Origin of the sequence: Streptomyces sp. NPDC001027, assembly GCF_040299045.1 — a bacterium.
GTDB lineage: Bacteria > Actinomycetota > Actinomycetes > Streptomycetales > Streptomycetaceae > Streptomyces.
This window is the reverse complement of record NZ_JBEPBI010000021.1, coordinates 43,241-65,712: the sequence shown is the minus strand read 5'-3', so window position 1 is coordinate 65,712 and position 22,472 is coordinate 43,241. Positions and strand designations below refer to the sequence as shown.

Genomic DNA, 22,472 nt, shown 5'->3' with positions numbered 1-22,472 from the left:
CTCGTCCCTGCCGCCACCCCCCCACCCCCCCCACGCCGGCGCGCCCCCCCAGCCCCCCCCCCCCCCCCCCGCGGCTGTGGCAGATATGGATGATTTTTCCGTTCCGTTACCTATTTCGGTACCTAGGAGACGAGGAGGTCGGTGTCGATGGTCCTCGCTCTGACTGTGTGCGGAATCGTCGTGGCCCTGGTGGCGCTGGGGTTGTTCGTCTTCGGTCTGCGCCGCAGACTCATCCAGCGCTCCGGCGGCACCTTCGACTGTTCCCTGCGCTGGGACGTCTCCGAGAAACCGGACACGAGCGGCAAGGGCTGGAGCTACGGCGTCGCCCGCTACAACGGCGACCGCATCGAGTGGTACCGCGTCTTCTCCTACGCGTACCGTCCGCGCCGGGTCCTGGAGCGCGGCTCGATCGAGGTGGCCGGCCGTCGGCTCCCCGAAGGCGAGGAGGAGCTGGCGTTGCTGTCCGACGCGGTGATCCTCGTCTGTCTGCACCGGGGCACGCGCCTGGAGCTGGCGATGAGCGAGGACGCGCTGACCGGGTTCCTCGCGTGGCTCGAGGCGGCCCCGCCCGGACAGCGGGTGAACGTGGCGTAGGCCCGTTCACCCGCTGGATCATCCGTGCTCTTGCGCGGCGGTCGTCACAGTCCGCTGTTGATGGCGCTCACCAGTTCACCGTTCGCGGTGTCGCCGCTGAACTCCCAGAAGAACGCGCCGCCGAGGCCCTGGCTCCTGGCCCAGGCCATCTTCCCGGCGATGGTGGCGGGGGTGTCGTAGGACCACCAGTTGCCGCCGCACTTCGCGTACGCCGTGCCGGCGACGGTTCCGGTCGCCGGACAGGACGTCTTGAGGACCTTGTAGTCCTCGATGCCCTGCTCGTAGGTGCCGGCCGCCGGGCCCGTGGCCGTGCCGCCCGGGGCGTCCTGGGTGACGCCGGTCCAGCCGCGGCCGTAGAAGCCGATGCCGATGAGCAGCTTGCTCGCGGGCACGCCCTTCGCCTTGAACTTGGCCATCGCGTCGGCCGTCGTGAAGCCGGCCTGCGGGATGCCGCTGTACGAGGTGAGCGGCGAGTGCGGGGCGGTCGGGCCCTGGGCCGCCCAGGCGCCGAAGAAGTCGTACGTCATCACGTTGTACCAGTTGACGTACTGCGCGGCGCCCGCGTAGTCGGCGGCGTCGATCTTGCCTCCGGCGGAGCCGTCGGCGGTGGTCGCCGCGGTGACCAGGTTGCCCGTGCCGAACTTGGCGCGCAGGGCCTGCATCAGGTTCTTGTAGGCGGCTGCGCCGCTGGTGTCGCAGGACAGGCCGCAGGCGTTCGGGTACTCCCAGTCGATGTCGATGCCGTCGAAGACGTCGGCCCAGCGGGGGTCCTCGACCAGGTTGTAGCAGGACTGGGCGAACGCGGCCGGGTTGGCCGCGGCCTGGGCGAACCCGCCGGACCACGTCCAGCCGCCGAACGACCAGAGCACCTTGATGTGCGGGTACTTGGCCTTCAGCTGGCGCAGCTGGTTGAAGTTGCCGCGCAGCGGCTGGTCCCAGGTGTCGGCGACGCCGCTGACCGACTGGTCGGCGGTGAAGGCCTTGTCGTAGTCGGCGTAGGAGTCGCCGATCGCGCACTGGCCGTTCGTGACGTTGCCGAAGGCGTAGTTGATGTGCGTGATCTTCGCGGCCGAGCCCGAGGTCACCAGGTTCTTGACGTTGTAGTTGCGGCCGTAGACGCCCCACTCGGTGAAGTAGCCGAGCTTGACCTTGTCGCCGGTGGTCGGGGGAGTGGTGCCGCCTCCGGTGGTGCGGACGGCGACCGCTGCGCCGGCCGGTCCGGTCTGGTCGGCGGTGTCACGGGCCCGCACGGCGTAGGAGTAGTCGGTGCCCGCGGTCAGACCGGTGTCGGTGTACGAGGTGGTCGTCACGGTGGCGACCTTGGCGCCGTCGCGCAGGACGTCGTAGTTCTTGACGCCCTTGTCGTCGGTGGCCGCGGACCAGGTCAGCTTCACGGAGGTGTCGGTCACGGAGGAGGCCGTCGGGGCGCCGGGGGCCGAGGGCGGGGCGTCGCCCGGGACCGAAGTGCCGTCGCAGCTTCCGCCGTTGAGCCTGCAGCCCGCCGGCGAGCCGGAGCCGGTGCCGTTGAAGCCGAAGGAGACGGAGGCGCCGGGGGCGAGAGAGCCGTTCCACGACTTGTTCTTGGCGGTCCAGTGGACGCCGGCGGAGGTGACGTCCGCGTCCCAGGCGGAGGTGACGGACGTGCCGGAGGGGAAGTCCCACTCGACCGTCCAGGAGCTGATGGCGGTGGCGCCGGTGTTCTTCACCGTCCACCTGCCCTCGAAGCCGGTGCCCCAGTCGGAGGCCTTGGTGTAGGTGGCGGTGGCGGTCGTGGCGGCCTGGGCGGGGCCCGCCAGGCCGACCAGCCCGGCCAGGGGGAGCAACAGCGTCGCGAACCCTGCCGCGGCTCTGTGTCTGAAGCGCATCTCGCGCCTCCTCGGGGGGAGTCGGGGGGCGTGACTGAGCCTTCACGCCCACGGTGCCGCGAGAATAGAAAGGTCTGGACCACGGGTCAATAGGTCTGGACCAGTGGGGTGTGCGCCGCGCCTGGATTCACTCCACGCCCAACTCCTGCGCCAGGACCGCCGCTTGCACGCGGCTGCGCAGTCCCAGCTTGCCCAGCAGCCTGCTGACGTGCGTCTTCACCGTCGCCTCCGCCATGTCGAGATGCTCGGCGATCCCCGCGTTGGACAGCCCGCGCCCCAGAGCGGCCAGCACCTCGCGCTCACGCCGGGTCAGCGGGTCGAGCGCGGCCGGATCGGCCGCGGGCGCGCGAACCGGACGTCCGGCGAACTCCGCGATCAGACGTCGTGTCACGGCCGGGGCGATCAGACCGTCGCCGGCGGCCACGGTGCGCACCGCGGCCAGCAGATCCCGCGCCTCGGTGTTCTTGAGCAGGAATCCGGCCGCACCGGCCCGCAACGCACCGAACACATAGGCGTCGAGATCGAAGGTGGTCAGCACCAGGACGTCGGCCAGCCCCTCCGCGACGATCCTCCGGGTCGCCGACACCCCGTCCAGCCGGGGCATCTGAACGTCCATCAGCACCAGGTCGGGACGCAACTCCCGGGCCAGCGCCACCGCCTGCTCCCCGTCCGCGGCCTCACCGACGACCTCGATGTCGGACGCGCTGCGCAGGATGAGGACGAGTCCGGCGCGGACGGCGGACTGGTCCTCGGCGACCAGGACACGGACGACGGAACTCACGGCGTCTCCTTGCTCATGCGGGCTCGCCCCCGACGAGGGGCAGCACGGCGTGCACGGTCCAGCGCGAGCCCTGCGGCCCGGCGGCGAACGTGCCGCCGAGCAGCGCGGCCCGCTCCCGCATCCCGACGAGACCCGCCCCGGAGCCGGGGGCGCGGGGCCCGTCCCGGCGGCCGTACGGACTGCCGACCCGCAGATCGAGCGCGCCTTGGCGCTGTACGAGGCCGACGGTGACCCGGCCGGGGCACGCGTGCTTCAGCGCATTGGTCAGCGACTCCTGGACGATGCGGTAGGCGGCGAGTCCGACGGGGGTGGGCACCTCGCCGTGGTCGGCGTCCAGGGTGACGTCGAGTCCGTTGGCGCGGGCGCCGTCGACCAGGGAGCGCAGGCCTTCGAGGGTGGGGGCGGCCGCCGGCTCGCACTCCCCGCCGTCGTCGCGCAGGATCCCGATCAGCCGTCGCATCTCCGCCAGCCCCTCGACGCTGTTCTCGCGGATGACGGACAGCGCCTGCCTGGACGTGTCCGGGTCGTCGATCGAGAGCGCGGCCGTCGAGTGGATGGCGATCGCGGACAGGTGGTTGGCGACCATGTCGTGCAACTCCCGCGCCATGCGCGCCCGCTCGGCCGTGACCGCCTGAGCCCGGTCGGCCTCGGCGAGCAGCGCGGTCTGCTCGGCCCGCAGCCGTGCGGCCTCCGCGGCGTCACGGTGGTCGCGCACGATCCAGCCGGTGGCGGCGGGCCCGTACGCGACGACGCCCACGACCACGCCGATCAGCAGCGCCTCCGGCACCCGCCACACCGCGAACGGCACCAGCGTCCCCGTCACCGTGAGCAGCCCGGTGATCCACTGGATGCGGCGGGCGGAGGCGAGCGGGCCGTACAGGACGGCCGCGTACATGACGTCGGTGAACATCAGGACGGTGGCCAGATTGCCCTGGGTCACCAGGTCCGCGCAGACCGCGGCCGTGGCCGTGAGCAGGGCCGCGCGCGGGGCCGTGCGGCGCATCAGCTCGCAGCCCGCCGTCACCAGCAGAGGCGGCAGCACCGGCCAGGGGCCGTCGAACAGCGTCATCGGGTCGCTGGACGGCCGGGTGCCCAGGCCGGCGACGACGAGCAGCAGTCCGCCGAGCAGCCCGCCGACCGCGATGCGGACGTCGAACCGGTGCGGGCGGGGCAGTCGCGATGCGGGCATGCCCTCCATCCAACACGCCCTACGACCCGTGCGCCTGCTCCTCGGGAACGGTCCCGAACTGCATCTTTCGATGTACCGCCGGGTCGTCGTCGACGACGACGCGGACGGGCGCGGACACGGGGGAGGCTGGGACGGCGAACGAGAGGAGCGGACCGTGATCGTCACGCTGATCATCGCCTGCGAGGTGGCCTTCTGGGTGCTGCTGGCCGCCGGGCTGGCCTTCCGGTACGTGTTCCGGATGCCGCGGCTGGGCCTCGCCCTGCTGCTGTGCGAGCCGCTGCTGGAGATCGTGCTGTTCGCGGTCACCGCGACCGATCTCAAGAACGGCGCCGAGCCGGACTGGCGGCACGGCCTCGCCGCCGTCTACATCGGCTTCACGGTGGGCCTCGGCCACTCCACGATCAAGTGGGCCGACGCCCGTGTCGCCCACCGCTTCGCCGGCGGCCCGCCGCCGGTGAGACCGCCGAAGTACGGCACGGCCCGCGCCGTTCACGAGTGGAAGGTCGCGGGCCGCTGGACCCTGGCCGCCCTGGTCGCCGCCGCCCTGCTCCAGGCGGCCGTACTGTACGTCGGCGCCGACGGCCGGACCGGCTCGCTGCGGGCGTGGCAGCAGCGGATGCTGTTCGTCGTCGGACTCAACGTCGTCATCGCCGCGAGCTACACCCTCTTCCCGAAGCGGGAACCGAAGGGCGGCCCGGAGCGGGAACCGGCCAAGATGGACTAGCGCTCCCCGCCCGGCACCCACAGCACGTCCCCGGCCGCCTTGTTGGCCGTGCGGGCGAGGATGAACAACAGGTCCGACAGCCGGTTGAGATAGGTCGCGGTGAGCGGGTTCATCCGCTCGCCGTGTGCCTCCAGGGCGGCCCAGGTGGAGCGTTCGGCGCGCCGGACCACCGTGCACGCGTGATGCAGCAGGGCCGCGCCCGGGGCGCCGCCCGGCAGGATGAACGACCGCAGCTTCTCCAACTGCCCGTTGAAGCGGTCGCAGTCCGCCTCCAGCCGGTCGATGTAGAACTGCTCGACCCTCAGGGGCGGGAACTCGGGGTTCTCCGTCACCGGCGTCGACAGATCGGCGCCCACGTCGAACAGGTCGTTCTGGACGCGGACGAGGACCTCGGCGACCTCCTCGTCCAGGCCGCCGAGCGCGATCGCCGTGCCGATCACCGCGTTCGCCTCGTTGGCGTCCGCGTACGCGGCGATCCTGAGGTCGGTCTTGGCGACCCGGCTCATGTCGCCGAGGTTCGTGGTGCCCTGGTCGCCGGTCCTGGTGTAGATGCGCGTCAGATTGACCATGCCGCCAATCTAGACCGTCCCCGGGCATCCGCTCCGTTCCCTTCGTCACGGTCCGCGGACGGCCGGACCGGAGGCCCTCCGCAGCGGGCCGACGCCTGCTCAGGACGGGTCCAATCGGCGTGAATCGGACAGGATTTGACGACGTGACCGGCGTCTCACGCCGTGAGACGTGAGACGCGTTACTAACCGGTCACGCAGCGCCTCACGACCGCTAATCTCCGGCCGAGAGGCAGATGGACAGGCAACCGGGGCGGCTGCGCCGGATGGTTGACGCCGGTGACATCGGACGCGTGAGCGGGCAGGGCTGTACAGGCACCGGAACCGCACAGGTCCCAGGAGCCTCACCCTTGCGGGTGAATTGGGTATCGGTTCGCTCACAGACGGCAACCTCTGACCGCTTCTCGCAGTCAGAGCATGCAACACCGGACACCACACCGCGGAGCACGAGACGCACGCTTAGGGGAGCGCTATGCACATCAAGGGCGACCACGTCGAGCTGGTCGTCGGGGGCCGCCTCGACGTCCGCAGCGCGGCGGACGCCCGTACGGCCCTGCACACGGCAGTCGACGACGGAGTCGGCGACCTGGTGCTCGACCTGTCCGGACTCGACTCGTGGGACGCCACCGGACTCGGCGTCATCATGGGCGTCCACCGACGGGCCGGCCGCTGCGGCCGGCGCCTGGTGCTGCGCGGCGTGCCGCCGCAGATGCAACGCCTGCTGGTGGCCACCCGGCTGCACCGGATCCTCGCGATCGAGGGCGGCATCGGCGTGGAGTCCCTGCCCCGCGTGTGACGCACAGGGCGTGTGGCCTGCAGTGGGAATCGTGTGGCAGGGCGCGCGCGACGGGAGCAATCCTCACGAGACTGTGACGCATCGGGCGGCCGGGCACCCCGGGCTGTCGTAGATACTGTGCGAAGGTTTACGGTTCGTCTGCCCGCCGCCCGCAGCCCTCGAGCGGGCACCGGACCAGAAGCGACAGCCCAGTGTGCGGCCAGGCCGGGAGGGGCTACCGCCACACGACGCTTTTGGGGGGCTTGACCCATGGACCCGAACACCCGGGGACCCGAGGAGCACGGCCACGACGAGGGAGAAGCCTCCCGGTCGAGCGCCTTCGACTCCGGGCCCGGCCAGACGTCGCGCCCGCGCCCGTCCAGGGACCCCCTCACCCCCGACTTCGGCCAGCCCGCGCCGGCCCAGGCCCGTACGGTGCGCCTGGTCGCCGGCGACCACCTGCTCACCGTCAACCCCGTCGACGGCAGCGAGATCGAGCTGTGCCCGCCCGGCGAACGGCCCGAGCGGCCCGCCAGGCGCACGCCCGAGCGCCGCGCGGAGGCCGAGCGCGCCGCCCGGCCGGCCCCGCCCGCCGGGAACGCCCCGCCCGTCCGGCCGCTCCTGGGCCGTCAGGACGAACGCGAACAGCTGGTCCGGCTCCTCGCCCGCGGCCGCTCCGTCCGTCTCACCGGCGCCCCCGGCTCCGGCCGCACCAGCCTTCTCGACCTGGTGGCCGAGGACTGCGAGGACCTCGCCCCCGACGGCGTCGTCCGCCTCAGCGGCCGTCTGCGCACCGCCGCCGACCTGCTGCGCGATCTCTTCCACGCCGTCCACGACGCCCCGCAGCACCGCCCCGACGAGGACGAGCTGCGCGAGCTGGTCCGCGACATCGGCGCGGTCGTGGTGGTCGACGACCTCGACCTCGGCGGCGCCGCCCTCGACGAGCTGCTGGACGCGACGCCCGAATGCGCCTTCCTGCTCGGCGCGACCTCCGACACCCCGCTGCCCACCGCGGACTCCGCCGTCGAGGAGGTCGTCCTCAGCGGTCTCGACCGGGCGGGCGGCGTCGAGGTCATCGAGCGCGCCGTCGGCCGCGTCCTCACCGAGGAGGAGGCCAACTGGGCCGGCGACCTCTGGTTCGAGTCCGAGGGCCTGCCGCTGCGGTTCGTGCAGGCCGGCGCCCTGCTCGCGCAGCGCGACCGGCTGCGGGCCAGCGCCGACGCGGTCGACGCGTTCGGCGTCTTCGAGGACGCCCGGACGCTGCCCGCCCCCGTCGACGCCGTCGCCGGGGCCGGGGAGGCCGAGGAGATATCCCTGCCCTCCCTCGGCGAGGCCGCCGCTCCCGCCCCGCTGCTCGCCGCCCGCCTCAGCGCCTCCGCCCGCGCCGCCCTGCGGTTCGCCGTCGCCCTCGGCGGCGAGCTCCCGCACCAGGCCCATCTGCCCGCCCTGGTGGGCGACACCCACGCCGACGCGGCGCTCGGCGAGCTGGCGGGCTGCGGGCTCGTCTCCCCGGTGGGCAACCGTTACCGGCTCGCCGCGGGCGTCCAGGCCCAGCTCGAGGCCGCCGGCTACGCCGACGACGTCACGACCCGCGCGCACGCCGCCGCCCAGCACTACGCCTGGTGGACCGGGCACCCCTCGGTCACCCCGGAGCGGGTCTGTGCGGAGGCCGACGCCGTCCTCGCCGCCCTCGCGGCGGTCGTCCCGGACACGACCCGGCCCGAGGAGGGCGAGGAGGCCACCGCCGTCCGGCTCGCCCGCACGGCCGCGCCCGCGTTTGCCGCGGGGCTGCACTGGAGCGCCTGGTCGGGCGCTCTGCACGAAGGCGCGGAGGCCGCCCGGCTCGCGGCGCAGTCCGCGGACCGCGCCTACTTCCATCACGAGCTCGGCGTCCTCGCGCTGTGCACCGGGGACCTGGACCGGGCCCGCTCCGAGCTGGAGGCGTCGCTCGCACTGCGCGGCACGATCGCCGACAAACGCGGCACCGTCGCCGGCCGCCGCGCCCTCGCGCTGGTCGCCGACCGCATGGGCGACGTGCCCGGACTGCCCGTCGCGTCGTTCGGCGACGAGGCGCCCGACCTCGCCCGCCACGAGGAGCAGGCGTCCCCGCCCCGCGGCGTCGTCCAGGCGGCGCTCCCGAGCTTCCCGCCGGACGCCGAGACCCTCGTGGCCCGCCGCGAACCGCCCGCGGGGCCGCTCCGGCACAGCCGCGGCGGCCTGCGGACCCTGGCCAGACGCAACCTGGTCGGGGTCGGCGCCGGGGCGCTGCTCATCGCCGTGCTCGGCACGGTGGTCACGCTCGGCGCGACCTCCCACAAGGACGCCGAGGACCCCTCCGACCGGGTCGGCGTCAACCCGTCCGCCTCCGTCGGCGTCGACGACGGCGAGGTCGGCGCGGACACCCCGGGCGACGACGGCTCCGCCGACACGGGCGAGGCGACCAGCAGGCCCACGGACCCGGGCCCGGACGGGACCATGGGCACCTCGGACGACCCGACTCCCACGGGGTCGGCGGGACCGTCGGCGTCGCCGAGCCGTTCGCAGGGGCCGGGAGACGGGAAGCCGTCACATTCCCCGAAGCCGTCGTCGTCACCGAGTTCGACGCCCAAGCCGTCTGGCACACCGACGTCGACGGCGCAGCCCTCCGACACACCCACCGGAACCCCTACGGGATCGACGCCGTCCGGCACGCCTACCGGCACCCCCACCGGCGGCACGTCGACCTCGGGCGGCAACTCCATGTCCTCCGCGCCCGTCGGCAGCACGATGAGCTCCTCCGGGCTCTCCGGTCCCTCCGGCGATGCCGCGAACTCGCCGGACGAGGTGATCTGAGCCGAGGGGCCACGGCCTCGGGCACACGCGAGGGCCGGGTTCCTCCTCGGGAACCCGGCCCTCGTGGTCGTAAGGCCGCCGTACGGGCGTTTACTGACGCCGTGCGGCACGGGCGTCGTGCCGGATGTCAGAACAGTCGCAGCTTGTCGTCCTCGATGCCGCGCATCGCGTTGTAGTCGAGGACCGTGCAGCCGATGCCGCGGTCCGTGGCGAGGACGCGGGCCTGGGGCTTGATCTCCTGGGCGGCGAAGACGCCGCGGACCGGGGCGAGATGCGGGTCGCGGTTCAACAGCTCGAGATAACGGGTGAGTTGCTCGACGCCGTCGATCTCGCCGCGACGCTTGATCTCCACCGCGACGGTCTGCCCGTCCGCGTCCCGGCACAGGATGTCGACCGGACCGATGGCCGTCATGTACTCGCGGCGGATGAGGGTGTAGCCCTCGCCGAGGGTCTCGATGCGGTCCGCGAGCAGTTCCTGCAGGTGCGCTTCCACGCCGTCCTTGATCAGGCCGGGATCGACGCCCAGTTCGTGCGACGAGTCGTGGAGGATCTCCTCCATCGTGATGATGAGCTTCTCACCGCCCTTGTTGACGACGGTCCAGACGCCCGCCACGCCGTCGGAGTCCCCCGCGTCCTCCTTCAGAGTGCAGGGCGGCGACATCCAGTTGAGGGGCTTGTACGCCCGGTCGTCCGCGTGGATGGAGACGCTGCCGTCCGCCTTCACCAGGATGAGACGGGGGGCGGAGGGGAGGTGGGCGGTGAGCCGGCCGGCGTAGTCGACGGAGCACCGGGCGATGACGAGACGCATGGTCGGCAACGCTATCCGACGCCCCGCGTCGCCCGCGATCCGCCCGCCCCGTCTCGCCGCCACGCGCGCAACGGGCGACCCTTGGGCCCCGCCCCTTTTGATCAGGAAAACCTCTGTTCGACAGTGGCCGATTGTGTGCCCAACAGGGGTTCCCTATGTGCTCATTCTCCTGGTGCGGTCACCGTCCGTTGCCTACCGTAGTGAACGGGAGGTCGCGATGCGTGTACTCAGCGTGTGCGGTATTTCGGCATGGCGGACTCCCTTTCCCTGTCCGTCAACCCTCGTCCTACTCGGGGGTGCGAGAGGAGTACCCATGTCGCTCGACGTCTCACCGGCCCTACTCGATCAGGCCGAGCGAGGCGAGGTCGACGAAGCAGAATTCGTCGACTGCGTCCGGACCTCCCTGCCCTACGCATGGGAGATGGTCAGCTCCCTGGTGGCCCAGCTGAAGGTGGACGGCGGAGACTTCGCCGACAACCAGACGCCCCCGCCGGACGAGCAGGCACGCGGGCAGCTGCTGCGCGCGCTCGCGAGTGACGCCATACGCGGCGCGCTGCAGCGGCACTTCGGTGTGCGGCTCGCCTTCCAGAACTGTCACCGGGTGGCGGTGTTCCCGTTGGACTCGGCTGTCGACGAGAAGCTCGACCGCTTCACCTCGATCCGCAGCCAGGTGCTCAACCAGTCCCCGGAGTTCCGGGACTGCTGACGGCGAGACGATGTCGCTTGCCGCTCCTGACGCGGGAGGTCTCCGGCGTTGCGGGAGCATCACGGGAGCGGCAGGCTCCGCGGCCGGCTGGGCCGCTCACCGGAGGTGGGGGAGCACCTCCGAGCCCAGCCGCCGTACGTTGTCCTCGGTGGCCGCCAGGTCGCCGGAGCCCTCGACGAGCAGGGCGAAGCGCGAGATGCCCGTCCGCTCGCTGGTGGCCGCGAGGCGGTCGGCGCAGAGCCTCGGGGAGCCCACCGGGTGCAGCCCGCAGAGCAGTTCGGTGTACGCCACCGGGTCCCGCATGGAGCGGGGCCGTCCGTCCACCGTGACATGGGCGTCGAGTCCCTGCTTCAGCCAGCCCGGCATGGCCTTCACCAGGGTCTCCACCGCGTCCGTGCGTCGGTCCGCGATCTGGCAGACGCCCGCCGAGACGTGCGCCGCGCCGCGGATCTCGTCCTCCGAGCGCCCCGCCGCACGGGCCGACCGTCGCCACTGGGCGACCATCTCGGCCTTCTCCTCGTCCCCGACGTGCATGCCGAGCAGCATCGGCAGGCCGCGTTCGGCGGCCAGCCGCACGCTCGCCGGGGAGGTGCAGGCGACGACGACCTCCGGCCCCGCCGCCTCCGTCAGGGCCTCCGACGGCCGGGGCACGACGGGGACTTCACGGAACCGGAAGCGCTCGCCGTCGGCGCCCACCGAGGGTTCGCGCAGCCAGCGCACCAGCAGATCGAGTGATTCCGGGAACCCCTTCTCGTACGCCTCCAGGCCGGAGCCGAACACCTCGAGGTCGACCCACGGCCCGCCGCGGCCCACGCCCAGGGAGAACCGGCCGCCGCTGGCCACGTGCAGCAGCGCGGCCTGTTCGCCGAGGGCCACGGGATGGACGGTGGGCAGTACGCTGACCGCTGTGCCCACCCTGATGCGGCGGGTGCGGCCCAGCAGCAGAGCGGCGAGCGTGACGGCCGACGGGCACGTGCCGTACGGCACGAAGTGGTGCTCGGCCAGCCAGACCGAGTCGAGCCCCGCCTCCTCGGCGACCTCGGCCGAGCGGACCGCGCGGTGCAGCGCCTCGCCCTGACCCTGGCCCGGGAACTGGGCCCCCAACACAAAACTTCCAACGCGCATGGACTTTCCTGCTTCCTTGGCTCCGACCCGGAGCTCCCCCACACGGCATAACCGTCCGACACGTGCCGAGGACACGGCCTGGCGGAGAGATTTGCGGATTGTCTGCCGAATGCGGGTTCCGGGAAGGGGTCTGCGGGTCCGCCGCCCCACGGGTGCCCGGGCTCGCGCCGCGTACGCTGGAGAAGGCCCTGCCCCCTGTATAGCCCCGTGAGGTGTCCTGTGTCCCCGCGTCGCAACCGACCCAAGGATGAGGGCTCGTCGGGCCGGAGCGCCGAGGACGACCGCGCGAGCCGCTACGGCGGCTGGGAGTCGGCGCAGGACTGGCACGGCGAGCAGTGGAGCGTACGGCATGTGGCCGGGGCGAGCGCCCAGGGCAAGACGTACCGGTGCCCCGGCTGCGACCAGTTGATCCCCGGCGGCGTCCCGCACGTGGTGGCCTGGCCCGAGCACGCGGGCGTCGACGACCGGCGGCACTGGCACAAGGCGTGCTGGAACGCACGGGACCGCCGCACCCCGGGGATGCAGCGGTCCCGTAACGCACCCAGGTTCTGACCCGGGCTTTTTCCGTGTCCGTGGACGCGACGGCCTACACGTCCCGCTGCTCCAGCAGCGCGAAGGCGGCGCCGAGCACGACGGCGGCCATGCCCAGCGCGATCCACAGCGGGTCCCAGCCGGTCGGCCCGGTGTCGCTGAGCGATGCCGCGTAGAAGACGCCGAGCTGGCTGGGGATCGAGTACTCGAAGAGGGCCTGGCGCAGGTCCTCCAGCGAGGACGAGAACATGAAGATCGCGATGACCAGCGGGGCCAGCAACAGACCGATCATGATGGTGATGGCGCCCGCCGAGTGCCGGATGATCGAGCCGACGGCCAGCGAGACCAGCCCGAGCAGGGCCATGTAGAGGGACACGCCCACGGTGGCCTTCAGCCACTCCTCGCCGCTCGGCGAGCGGGCTTCGGACAGCATCGCCACGTGCGCCATGGCCACGAGGCCCGTGGACACGAGCGTCACCGTGAAGGCGACGACGAAGAACACGATCGCCTTCGCCGCCAGCACCCTGCCGCGCGAGGGGCAGGCCACCATGGTGGTGCGGATCATGCCGGTGCCGTACTCGGAGGCGGTGGTCAGCACGCCGAGCGTGATGACGCACATGCTGCCCAGCAGCAGTCCGAAGAAGCCGAACGACAGGGCGGTGTTGCCCGCGAGGTCCTGCTCGGTGGCGTTCGCGGAGACGATCGCTCCGGCCAGCAGCCCGATGCCGACGACGAGCAGCACGTACACGCCGAGCGTCCACATGGTGGAGCGCACCGACCGGATCTTGGTCCACTCCGAGGCGATGGCGTGCCCGAGGTGCGTGCGCACGACCGGGATGGGCGAGGTGTAGACGGGGCCGGCCGCGGTGTACGAGGCGCCGGGCGCCGTCTGCCAGGCGGGTGCGGCCTGCGGCGACGGGGGCTGCGGGGTGCTCATCGGGCGTCCTCGGACTCGGTCGGGGCGTCGGCGTTGGGGGCGGGGGCCGGCGCGGCTTCGGGCGCCGGTGCGGACGGCGCCGCGGGCGCGGGCGGAGCGGCCGGGGCCTGTGCCGCCGGGGCCTGTGCTGTCGGGGCCTGGGCGGGCGGCTGCGCATACGGGTTGGCGACGCCCGGGCCGGGAGCCGCGCCGGGCGCTCCCGGAGCGCCGTACGCCCCGTACGAGGCCGCCAGAGGCGCCTGGGCCGGCTGGCCGGGCGCGTAGCCCGCTTGCGGGGGCGGCGGGGCGTACCAGCCCGGCTGGCCCTGGCCCGGCACCGGCATCGGCGGCTGCGCGCCGGGCGGCAGCTGCTGCTGCAGGCCGGCCTTCTGGTCGATGGTCGACCGGTAGTCCACGGCGCCCTGCGTCATCCGCATGTACGCCTCCTCCAGGGAGGCCTGGTGCGGGGACAGCTCCCACAGCCGGACGTCGCTGTCGTGGGCGATGTCGCTGATCCGCGGCAACGGCAGTCCTGTCACCCGCAGCGCGCCGTCCTGCTCGGGCAGGACGTGGCCGCCCGCCTCGGTGAGCGCCGAGGCCAGCTTCTCCCGCAGCTGCGGCTCGGTGTGCGGGGTGCGCACGCGCGCGAAGTCGGCGGAATTGGCCGAGATGAAGTCCGTCACGCTCATGTCGGAGAGCAGCTGGCCGCGCCCGATGACGATCAGGTGGTCGGCCGTCAGCGCCATCTCGCTCATCAGATGGGACGAGACGAACACCGTGCGGCCCTCGGCGGCCAGCGCCTTCATCAGGTTGCGCACCCAGAGGATGCCCTCGGGGTCGAGGCCGTTGACCGGCTCGTCGAAGAGCAGCACCTGGGGGTCGCCGAGCAGGGCGGCCGCGATGCCCAGCCGCTGGCCCATGCCCAGGGAGAAGCCCTTGGAGCGCTTGCGGGCCACGTCCTGGAGGCCGACCACGCCGAGCACCTCGTCGACCCGTCGGGCCGGGATGCCGGACAGCTGGGCCAGGCTCAGCAGATGGTTGCGGGCGTGCCGGCCGCCGTGCACCGCCTTGGCGTCCAGCAGGGCGCCCACCTGGCGGGCGGCGTTGGGCAGCCGACGGTACGGGTAGCCGCCGATCGTCACCGAGCCGGCCGTCGGGTTGTCCAGTCCCAGGATCATCCGCATGGTCGTGGACTTGCCCGAGCCGTTCGGTCCGAGGAAGCCCGTGACCGCCCCAGGACGGACCTGGAAGGAAAGGTTGTACACAGCGGTCTTGTCGCCGTAGCGCTTGGTCAGGCCGACTGCTTCGATCATGCTCCGCACCCATCGAAAGGATCAGGACAGCAGGGCATACGCCCCCGTAAGGGTTAGGAGACTATCCGGGCGCTGACGGTTCCGCTCAAATGAAAGCAAAGCCCAAGGCGTCACGCGTCGCGTTTCTTCAGCAGGAGATAGCCGCCGGCGAGCGCCGCCGCCGTCCACAGCGCCATGATCGCGAACCCGCCCCAGGGCCCGTACGGGGTGTCGTCGTCGATCCGGGTGACCACCTGCATCACCCTGCTGCCCGCCTGGTCGGGCAGGTACCGGCCGATCTTCTTCGTGGCGGAGACGTTGCCGAGGATGTTGGAGATCAGGAAGAAGAACGGCATCAGGATGCCGAGCGACAGCATCGGCGAGCGCAGCATCGTGGCCACGCCCATCGAGAACACGGCGATGAGCGTCATGTACAGGCCGCCGCCGATCACCGCCCGCAGGACCCCGCTGTCCTCGAGCGACGCCCGGTGGGAGCCCAGCATCGCCTGCCCCAGGAAGAACGTGACGAAGCTGGTCACGAGCCCCACGGCCAGCGAGAGCCCGGTGGCCACCGCGATCTTGCTGAACAGGAAGGAGCCGCGCTGCGGCACGGCGGCCAGCGAGGTGCGGATCATGCCGGTGCTGTACTCGTTCGACACCACCAGCACGCCGAACACGATCATCGCGAGCTGACCCAGGGTCATACCGGCGAAGCTGACGAAGGTGGGGTCGAAGGACAGCCGGTCGTTGCGGCTCATGTTGTCGAACTCGTGGTTCGACAGCGCCGAGATCAGCACGCCGAGGGCGACGGTGACCACCACCGCGAGGGAGAGTGTCCACACCGTGGACGCAACCGACCGGATCTTGGTCCATTCGGACCGGATGACCTGGGTCGCCGCCATCGTCAGCTCCTCGTCCAGTCGTCGCCCCACTGATGCCGGGGCGCCACGGCGGGCTCACCCGCCGGCACGTCCAGGGGCATGTCCATCGGCACGTCCGTGTGCGCGTGGTACTCCACCGACTCCGCGGTGAGCTGCATGAACGCCTCCTCCAGGGAGGCCCTCTGGGGGCTCAGCTCATGCAGCACGATCTGGTGCCGCGCCGCCAGCTCGCCGATGTGCTCGGGCTTTCCGTCGTCGACCTCCAGCACCCCGCCGCCGGTCTCGACGACCGTCGTCCCGGCGTCGTGCAGCACATCGAGCAGCCGCTCGCGCTGCGGGGTGCGGACACGGACGTAACTGCGCGAGTTCTGCGCGATGAAGTCGGCCATGGAGGTGTCCGCGAGCAGCCGGCCCTGTCCGATGACGACGAGATGGTCCGCGGTGAGAGCCATCTCGCTCATCAGGTGGGAGGAGACGAACACCGTCCGCCCCTGCGAGGCCAGGGATTTCATCAGGGTGCGGATCCAGTGGATGCCCTCGGGGTCCAGGCCGTTGACCGGCTCGTCGAACATCAGGATCCCCGGGTCCCCGAGGAGCGCGCCCGCGATGCCCAGCCGCTGGCCCATGCCCAGCGAGAACCCCTTGGCCTTCTTCCGCGCCACCGAGGTGAGCCCGACCGTGTCCAGCACCTCGTGCACCCGGCTCCGCGGGATGCCGTTGCTCTGCGCCAGACACAGCAGATGGTTGAAGGCACTGCGTCCGCCGTGCATGGCCTTGGCGTCCAGCAGGGCGCCGATACGGGTGAGGGGGTCCTTGAGCCGGTCGTAGTGCTGCCCGTCGATGCGGACGTCCCCGGCGGTCGGCCGGTCGAGACCGAGCATCATCCGCATGGTGGTGGACTTCCCCGCGCCGTTGGGACCGAGGAAGCCCGTGACGATGCCCGCTCTGACGGTGAAACTGAGGTTGTTCACCGCCACCGTGTCGCCGTACCGCTTGGTCAGTCCCGACAGCTCGATCATGCGGCCACGCTAAGACGCGGCAAAGCCCCCTGCCACCGGAAGTGGCAGAGGGCTCGACCGATGCCCTTCGCGGTCCCCGTGCCCGCGGACCTTACCGGGACTGCTGCGCCGGGACCCCGCGCGAGATCGGCTCGTCGTCCGTGGACGGCGCACCGGCCGCGGCCACCGCCGCGCCGGTCAGCGTGGCGAGCATCTCGCGGACGTTCGTCAGCTGGGCGTTGATGCTGTCGCGGCGGTTGGTGAGCGCCGCCAGCTCGCGCTCGGACTCGGAACGGATCCGGTCCGCCTTGGCGTTCGCGTCGGCCACGATGTCCTCGGCCTGGCGCTGCGCCGTCTCGACGGTCTGACGGGCACGACGCTCGGCGTCGGTCCGCAGCTTCTCCGCCTCCAGACGCAGCTGCTCCGCGCGGTGCTCGATCTCCGCGAGACGCTTCTCCGCCTTCTGCTGACGGGACGCCAGGTCGCGCTCCGACTGCTCGCGGCGCTTGGCCAGGTTGGTCTCGAAGTCGGCGGCGGCCTGCGCGGCCTTCGCGCGGGTCTCCTCGAAGAGGGCGTCCGCCTCCTCACGCTTCGACTGCGCGTCCTTCTGCGCCTCGGAACGCAGCTGCGACGCGTCGCTCTTGGCCTTCTCGACGATCCGGACGCCCTCGTCCTCCGCCTTGGCCTTGCGCTCCGCAGCGAACGATTCTGCATCGTTGCGGACCTGCTGAGCGGCCGACTCGGCGAGCTCCCGGTGCTGCTCGGCCGCGCGACGGGCCTCCTCGCGCAGGTCCTTGGCCTCTTCCTCGGCGAGGCGGAGGATCTTCTCGACACGCGCGCCGAGACCGGCGTACGACGGCTCCGCGTCGCTTACCTGGGCCTGGGCGTTCTGCGTCTCGAGGTGGAGCTCCTCGATGCGCTTTTCCAGAGCAGTGATACGAGCCAGAGCGCTGTCACGGTCGGAGACGAGCTTCGAGATGCGTTCGTCCACCTGAGCGCGGTCGTACCCACGCCGCACAAGCTCGAAGCCGTAGGGGGAAGTGTCGCTCATGGGGTTCCTGTCGAATGAGACCGGTGAGGTGATAGGTGGAATCCTAGGGGCCTGAGCGGTGTGTCATCGAGCGTATGCGTGTTTGATCTGGAGAATGACACCCCTTTTGGGTGGCTGAGCGGCACAGCCCTTGCCAAAGGTCCGGTCAAACGCCCCAGACTTTAACCCAATCCACACATTCCGCTAGCCGTCCGAGGGCTTCCCACCCGATCGGGGAGCTCCGATGGCAGCGCCCGCCTTGACGCCCCCGTCCTTGCTCCCGGGCGGCGCCTCGAAGGACTCCAGCGCCTCCAGCACGTCCTGGACCCGGGAGATCTCGGCGTTGATGTCCTCACGCCGGCGCACCAGGACCTCGAGCTCCCGCTTGCCCTCCTCGACCGTGCGCCGCGCCTCGCGGATCGCCTCGGCCTTGAGCTCCTCGGCCTCCCGCACCAGCGCCGACTTCTTCTGCTCGGCCTCCTTGAGGAGTCCCTCCGCCTTCTTCACGGCGGCGATACGGACCTTGCCGGCCTCGGAGTTGGCGTCCGACACCAGCTCCCTCGCCTTGGCCTGCGCCTTCGCGAGCTGCTCCTCGGCCGCCTTGATGAGCGCGTCACAGCGGTCGCCGGTCGACTTCATCGTCTCGGCGGCCTCGCGGCGGGCCCGCTCGTGCAGCGACTCGATCTCGCTGGTGATGCGGTCGCGCAGCTCCTCGGCCCGCTCCCTTATGGCCGTCGCGTCGCGCCGGGCCCCGATGAGCAGCTCGTCCGCGTCCGTACGGGCCTTCTCCACCCGGGAGTTGCCCTCCACCGTCGCCTCGGAGACCAGCCGGTCGGCCTCGCTGCGGGCCGCGCCGACCATCGAGTCGGCCTGCGCCTCCGCGTCCGCGGTGGTCTTCTGCGCCTGCGTCTGCGCCTCGGCGATCAGCTTGTCCGCCTCGGCCGCGGTCTCCGTGATGAGGGTGTCGACCTGCTCGGCCGCCTCGGAGCGCCGCTTGTTGGCCTCCTTGCGGGCCTCGTCCAGCGTCGAGTCGGCCTCCTCGCGGGCCACGCTCATCAGACGGTCGGCCTCCGCGGCCGCCTCCGTCCTGACGCGCTCCGCCTCGGCCCGGACCCGCTCGGCGTGCTGCTGCGCGGACCCCACGGTCTCGGCGGCCTCGGCGCGCAGCCGCTCCGCGTCCCCCGACGCGTCCGAGATCAGCTTCTCGGCCTGGGCGACCGACTCGGCGCGCAGCCGCTCGGCCTCCGCGATCGTCTCCGACTGCAGCCGCTCGGCCTCGGCGATGGTCTCCGTCTGGAGCCGCTCCGCCTCGTTGCGGGCCTCGGTGATGAGAGTGTCGGCCTGCGTCGCCGCGTCCGAGCGGATGCGGTTGGCGTCGTCGCGGGCGTCGGCGCGGGTGCGCGACGCGTCCTGCTCGGCCTGGGCGATGGTGTCCGACGACTCGGTGCGCACCCGCTGGGCGTGCGCGGACGCCTCCGAGCGCAGCCGCTCCGCCTCGGTGATGGCCTCGCCTACGGTCTGCTCGGCCAGCGCCTGCGCCGCCTGCGCGGCCTCGCTCGCCTCCCGCCGGACCCGGCCCGCGTCCTCGGCGGCCCGCTCCCGCTCGGCGTAGGCGTCGGAGCGGACCCGGTCCGCCTCCTCCTCGGCCTCGCGCCGGACCCGGTCCGCCGCGTGCTCGGCGGCCGAGCGCAGCCCGGTGATCTCCTCCTGCGCCTGCTCGTGCAGCCCGGCCACGGAGTCGCGTACCTGCTGCGCGTGCTGCTCGGCCGCCGACACCATCTCGGTGGCCCGCCGGTCCGCCTCCTCGACCAGCCGGACGGCCTCGGTCTGCGCCTCCTCCACGCGCTTGCGCGCCGAGGCCAGCAGCTCCTCGCTCTGCTCGCGGGCCCGCTCGCGCTCCTGGCCGGCCTCCTGGCGTGCGGAGCCGAGCAGCTCCTCGGCCTCGCGCCGACGCCGCAGGGCCTCCTCCTGGGCGGCGGCCAGCGTCTCGGACGCCTCGTCGGCCAGCCGCTCGGCCGCGGCCTGCGCCTCCGCGCGGACCCGGTCGGCGGTGTCCTGCGCCTCGGTCTTGAGCCGTTCCGCCTCGGCGGCGGCGTCGGAACGCAGTCGGACGGCGACGGCCTCGCCCTCGGCGCGCGAAGCGGACGCGTCGGCGGCGGCCTCGTTGCGCAGCCGCTCGGCCTCGGCGTCGGCCTGCTGCTGCAGGCTGCGGATCCGCTCGGCGGCCTCGGAGCGCAGCCGCTCGGTCTCCTCGACGGCCTCGCGGCGGATCCGCGCGGCCTCCTCGCGGGCGTCGGTGAGCGCCTGCTCGGCGGAGGCCAGCCGGCTCTCCGTCTCCGCCTGCAGCCGGGTCAGCTCCTCGGCTGCCTCCGTCCGCCGGGCCTCTATGCCGCGCTCGGTCTCCTCGCGCAGCTCGCGCGCGGCCTGCTCGGCGTTCGAGGTGATGGTCTCGGCGAGCTCCACCGCCTCCTCGCGGGAGCGCTCGGCCTCCGCGCGGGTGCGCTCCAGGGTCTCCGCGGCCTGCCGGCGCAGCGCCGTGGCGCGCTCGATGGCCTCGGTGCGCACCTTCTCGCTGTCCGCGGTGGCCTTCTGCCGCAGCTCGTCCGCGTCGGCCTTCGCCTTGGACAGCAGCTCCTCGGCGGTCCTGGCCGCCTCCTCGATCTGCTGGACGGCCTCCTTGCGGGCCTCCGCGCGGATCTTCTCGCCCTCGGCGACGGCGTCGGCGCGCAGCTGCTCGGCCTCGCCGCGCAGGCGACGGGCCTCCTCCTGCAGCTCGACCGTCTTGGCGCGGTACTCCTTGGTGTCGTCCTTCGCCGAGCCCTTGAGCTCCTCGGCGATGTCGTGCGCCTCGGCGCGCAGCCGGTCCGCCTCGGTCTCCGCCTCGCGGCGGATCCGCTCGGCCTCCTCGGCGGCGGCCCTGGTGGTGCGCTGGGCGTCCTCCTGGGCCTTGATGAGGACGTCCTCGGCGGTCTTCGCCGCCTTCGACAGCTGGGTCGCGCTCTCCTCGGCGGTGAGCGTGCGGGCCTTCTCGGAGGCCTCCGCGACGATCTTCTCGGCCTCGGCGCGGGCGTCGGCGACGAGCTGCTCGGCGTCCGCCTTGGTGGTCTCGGCCTCCTTGGTGGCCTCGCTGACCAGCCGGGCGACCTGCTCCTTCGCGGTGCGGGTGCGCTGCTCGTTGGCCGACTCGGCGCCCGCGAGCGCCTTCGACGCGGTCTCCTTGGCCTCGGCGAGCACCTTGTCGGCCTCGGCCTGCGCCTTGCGCAGCGCCTCCTCGGCCTCGGACATGCGCTGCTCGGCGGCGCGGCTGAGCTCGCCGGCCTGCCGACGGGCGGCGTCGGACTCGGTGACGGTGGAGGTGCGCAGCTGTTCCGCGTGGTCGCTGGCCTCCTGGGCCTGCGTGGACGCGGCGTTCAGCAGCCGCTCGGCGTCGGCACGGGCCCGCAGCAGCAGCTGCTCGGCCTCGGCGCGGGCCGACTCGGCGTCGGCCTGGAGCCGCTGGCGGGCCTCCGTCGCCACCCGTTCGGCCTCGGCGCGGGCGGCCGTCAGGGCCTGCTCGGCCTCGGCCCGCGACTCGTCGAGCAGCCGGCGGGCCTGCGCCTCGGTACGGGCGCGCAGCTGTTCGGCCCACGCCACGTTCTCGTTGACGTGCGACTCGACGTTCTGCCGGCGCTCGGCGAGTTCCTGGTCGAGCTGCTGGCGGCGGGTGACGGCCTCCTGGTGGAGCTCCGCCTGGAGGCGGGCCGCCTGCTCGGCGTGCTCCTGGAGGATCCGCTGGGTCTGCGCCCGGGTCTGGCTCAGCTCCCGTTCGGCGTCCTGCCGCAGCTGGTCCGCCTGCATCTGCGCGTTGCGCAGCAACTGCTCGGCCTGGTAGCCGAGATCGCCGCCGTCGAAGGCGGGCCGGGACATGATGGTGCGCCGCGCCTCGTGCAACTTGGCGCGCAGCACCTCGACCTGGTAGCCGAGGTCCTCGGCATGCTGGATCGCCTTTTCCCGCTCGGTCTTCAGCCGCTTCATCTCGGCTTCGAACCGAGTCAGGTGGTCGACGTCAGCCGCCGGCTCCCGCTCCTGGCTCTCATAGCCCCGCACTGCGCGGTCCCATCCGTCCCTGGTCGCAAGCTTCCCGAACGAGCTCCGTCCATCCGCCGGACGGGGCCCCCGGGGAATGGTGTCAGATCAACGACGGAGCATGGGCTGCTGCCCCGACGCTCGTCCCCCGAAACCCGGACCCCGGCTGCGTCCCGCCGCTCACGGCAGGACCGGGTCGCCCCGGTGTGAGCGGCGACCGAGCCCAACCCTACCGGCCCATATGTACGGGGGTCAGTGCTCAGGTGACTCAACAGGGGCCGATGTGACCAGTTCTGTCAGCACTCCGTGGCAATCCTTGGGGTGCAGGAAGGTGATTCGTGACCCCATGGAGCCGCGTCGGGGCTCTTCGTACAGAACGCGTACGCCCTTGGATCGGATGTCCGCGGCCTCGCCGTCGACGTCCGACGTACCGAAAGCGATGTGGTGGACGCCCTCGCCGTTCTTGTCGAGCCACTTGGCGACGGTCGAGTCGGGGCGGGTCGGCTCCAGAAGCTGCAGGTAGGAGGCGCCGCCGTCGGAGGTGTCGTTGATCTTGAGCATGGCCTCGCGCACGCCCTGCTCCTCGTTGACCTCGGAGTGGAACACCTCGAAGCCGTATGTGGAACGGTAGAACTCGACGGTCGCGTCGAGGTCGTGGCAGGCGATCCCGATGTGGTCGATTCGCGTCAGCATGGTGCTAGTGCAGCGCGACCGAGGTGGTTACGCAACGTGCGCGCGATCACACTGACGGCCCGATGACGGCACGGAGTGCCACTCAGTACATTCGAAGTAAA

19 protein-coding genes are annotated in these 22,472 nt (G+C 72.2%); 6 read left to right on the top strand and 13 right to left on the bottom strand.

Going from position 1 to position 22,472, the window contains the following annotated elements; all coding sequences use genetic code 11:
- The first annotated feature begins 147 nt into the window (after positions 1-147).
- Positions 148-594: a DUF2550 domain-containing protein gene (locus ABT300_RS09655; RefSeq protein ID WP_107441886.1), complete on the top strand. Its 447-nt coding sequence runs from the start codon at positions 148-150 to the stop codon at positions 592-594.
- A 44-nt stretch (positions 595-638) separates the two neighbouring features.
- On the opposite strand, the gene ABT300_RS09650 is transcribed toward ABT300_RS09655, so the two are convergent.
- The 3 genes from ABT300_RS09650 to ABT300_RS09640 form a co-directional block, all read right to left on the bottom strand.
- On the bottom strand, positions 639-2,459 hold the full coding sequence (locus tag ABT300_RS09650; RefSeq protein ID WP_351673722.1) for a glycosyl hydrolase family 18 protein: 1,821 nt from the start codon (positions 2,457-2,459) through the stop codon (positions 639-641).
- Between the two features lie 127 nt (positions 2,460-2,586).
- Entirely contained in the window at positions 2,587-3,240 is a 654-nt protein-coding gene (locus tag ABT300_RS09645) for a response regulator (RefSeq protein ID WP_351673721.1), read from the bottom strand.
- A gap of 13 nt (positions 3,241-3,253) precedes the next feature.
- A complete protein-coding gene (locus tag ABT300_RS09640) occupies positions 3,254-4,429 on the bottom strand; it encodes a sensor histidine kinase (RefSeq protein WP_351673720.1) in 1,176 nt (391 codons plus the stop codon).
- Between the two features lie 154 nt (positions 4,430-4,583).
- Between ABT300_RS09640 and ABT300_RS09635 the strand changes: the two genes are divergently transcribed.
- Positions 4,584-5,153 (top strand): hypothetical protein, encoded by a 570-nt coding sequence (locus ABT300_RS09635; protein WP_351673727.1) that lies wholly within the window; start codon positions 4,584-4,586, stop codon positions 5,151-5,153.
- Here ABT300_RS09635 and ABT300_RS09630 read toward each other — a convergent pair.
- Positions 5,150-5,722, bottom strand: a complete 573-nt coding sequence (locus ABT300_RS09630) for a cob(I)yrinic acid a,c-diamide adenosyltransferase (RefSeq protein WP_351673719.1) — start codon at positions 5,720-5,722, stop codon at positions 5,150-5,152. The two genes, ABT300_RS09635 and ABT300_RS09630, sit on opposite strands and share 4 nt — an antisense overlap.
- Positions 5,723-6,191: 469 nt before the next feature.
- Here ABT300_RS09630 and ABT300_RS09625 point away from each other — a divergent pair, with 469 nt between their 5' ends.
- On the top strand, positions 6,192-6,515 hold the full coding sequence (locus ABT300_RS09625) for an STAS domain-containing protein (RefSeq protein ID WP_057584016.1): 324 nt from the start codon (positions 6,192-6,194) through the stop codon (positions 6,513-6,515).
- A 249-nt stretch (positions 6,516-6,764) separates the two neighbouring features.
- Complete coding sequence (locus ABT300_RS09620) at positions 6,765-9,326, top strand: ATP-binding protein (protein WP_351673718.1); 2,562 nt, start codon at positions 6,765-6,767, stop codon at positions 9,324-9,326.
- A 127-nt stretch (positions 9,327-9,453) separates the two neighbouring features.
- Here ABT300_RS09620 and nucS read toward each other — a convergent pair whose 3' ends face one another.
- Positions 9,454-10,134: an endonuclease NucS gene (gene nucS / locus ABT300_RS09615; RefSeq protein ID WP_319281426.1), complete on the bottom strand. Its 681-nt coding sequence runs from the start codon at positions 10,132-10,134 to the stop codon at positions 9,454-9,456.
- A gap of 313 nt (positions 10,135-10,447) precedes the next feature.
- On the opposite strand from nucS, the gene ABT300_RS09610 reads away from it, so the two are divergent.
- Complete coding sequence (locus ABT300_RS09610; protein WP_306949240.1) at positions 10,448-10,840, top strand: SCO5389 family protein; 393 nt, start codon at positions 10,448-10,450, stop codon at positions 10,838-10,840.
- 96 nt (positions 10,841-10,936) lie between these two features.
- Here the strand turns inward: ABT300_RS09610 and ABT300_RS09605 are convergent, their stop codons facing one another.
- Positions 10,937-11,965: an LLM class flavin-dependent oxidoreductase gene (locus tag ABT300_RS09605; RefSeq protein WP_351673717.1), complete on the bottom strand. Its 1,029-nt coding sequence runs from the start codon at positions 11,963-11,965 to the stop codon at positions 10,937-10,939.
- Between the two features lie 219 nt (positions 11,966-12,184).
- On the opposite strand from ABT300_RS09605, the gene ABT300_RS09600 reads away from it, so the two are divergent.
- Positions 12,185-12,517 carry an Rv1322 family protein gene (locus ABT300_RS09600; protein ID WP_351673716.1) on the top strand — a complete coding sequence of 111 codons (333 nt, stop codon included), beginning with the start codon at positions 12,185-12,187 and terminating at the stop codon, positions 12,515-12,517.
- 34 nt (positions 12,518-12,551) lie between these two features.
- On the opposite strand, the gene ABT300_RS09595 is transcribed toward ABT300_RS09600, so the two are convergent.
- The 7 genes from ABT300_RS09595 to mce all read right to left on the bottom strand — a co-directional run bounded on the left by ABT300_RS09595 (position 12,552) and on the right by mce (position 22,371).
- A complete protein-coding gene (locus ABT300_RS09595) occupies positions 12,552-13,433 on the bottom strand; it encodes an ABC transporter permease (RefSeq protein ID WP_351673715.1) in 882 nt (293 codons plus the stop codon).
- Positions 13,430-14,725, bottom strand: coding sequence for an ABC transporter ATP-binding protein (locus ABT300_RS09590; protein WP_351673714.1), 1,296 nt, complete (start codon positions 14,723-14,725; stop codon positions 13,430-13,432). The genes ABT300_RS09595 and ABT300_RS09590 overlap by 4 nt, the downstream gene beginning before the upstream one ends.
- Before the next feature lie 110 nt (positions 14,726-14,835).
- A complete protein-coding gene (locus ABT300_RS09585) occupies positions 14,836-15,606 on the bottom strand; it encodes an ABC transporter permease (protein ID WP_351673713.1) in 771 nt (256 codons plus the stop codon).
- A gap of 2 nt (positions 15,607-15,608) precedes the next feature.
- Positions 15,609-16,604, bottom strand: coding sequence for an ABC transporter ATP-binding protein (locus ABT300_RS09580; protein WP_351673712.1), 996 nt, complete (start codon positions 16,602-16,604; stop codon positions 15,609-15,611).
- Positions 16,605-16,695: 91 nt separating this feature from the next.
- Positions 16,696-17,634 (bottom strand): coiled-coil domain-containing protein, encoded by a 939-nt coding sequence (locus ABT300_RS09575; RefSeq protein WP_057583994.1) that lies wholly within the window; start codon positions 17,632-17,634, stop codon positions 16,696-16,698.
- Between the two features lie 183 nt (positions 17,635-17,817).
- Complete coding sequence (scy, locus tag ABT300_RS09570; protein WP_351673711.1) at positions 17,818-21,699, bottom strand: polarized growth protein Scy; 3,882 nt, start codon at positions 21,697-21,699, stop codon at positions 17,818-17,820.
- Between the two features lie 231 nt (positions 21,700-21,930).
- Positions 21,931-22,371, bottom strand: a complete 441-nt coding sequence (mce, locus tag ABT300_RS09565; protein ID WP_057583989.1) for a methylmalonyl-CoA epimerase — start codon at positions 22,369-22,371, stop codon at positions 21,931-21,933.
- Between the last annotated feature and the right edge of the window lie 101 nt (positions 22,372-22,472).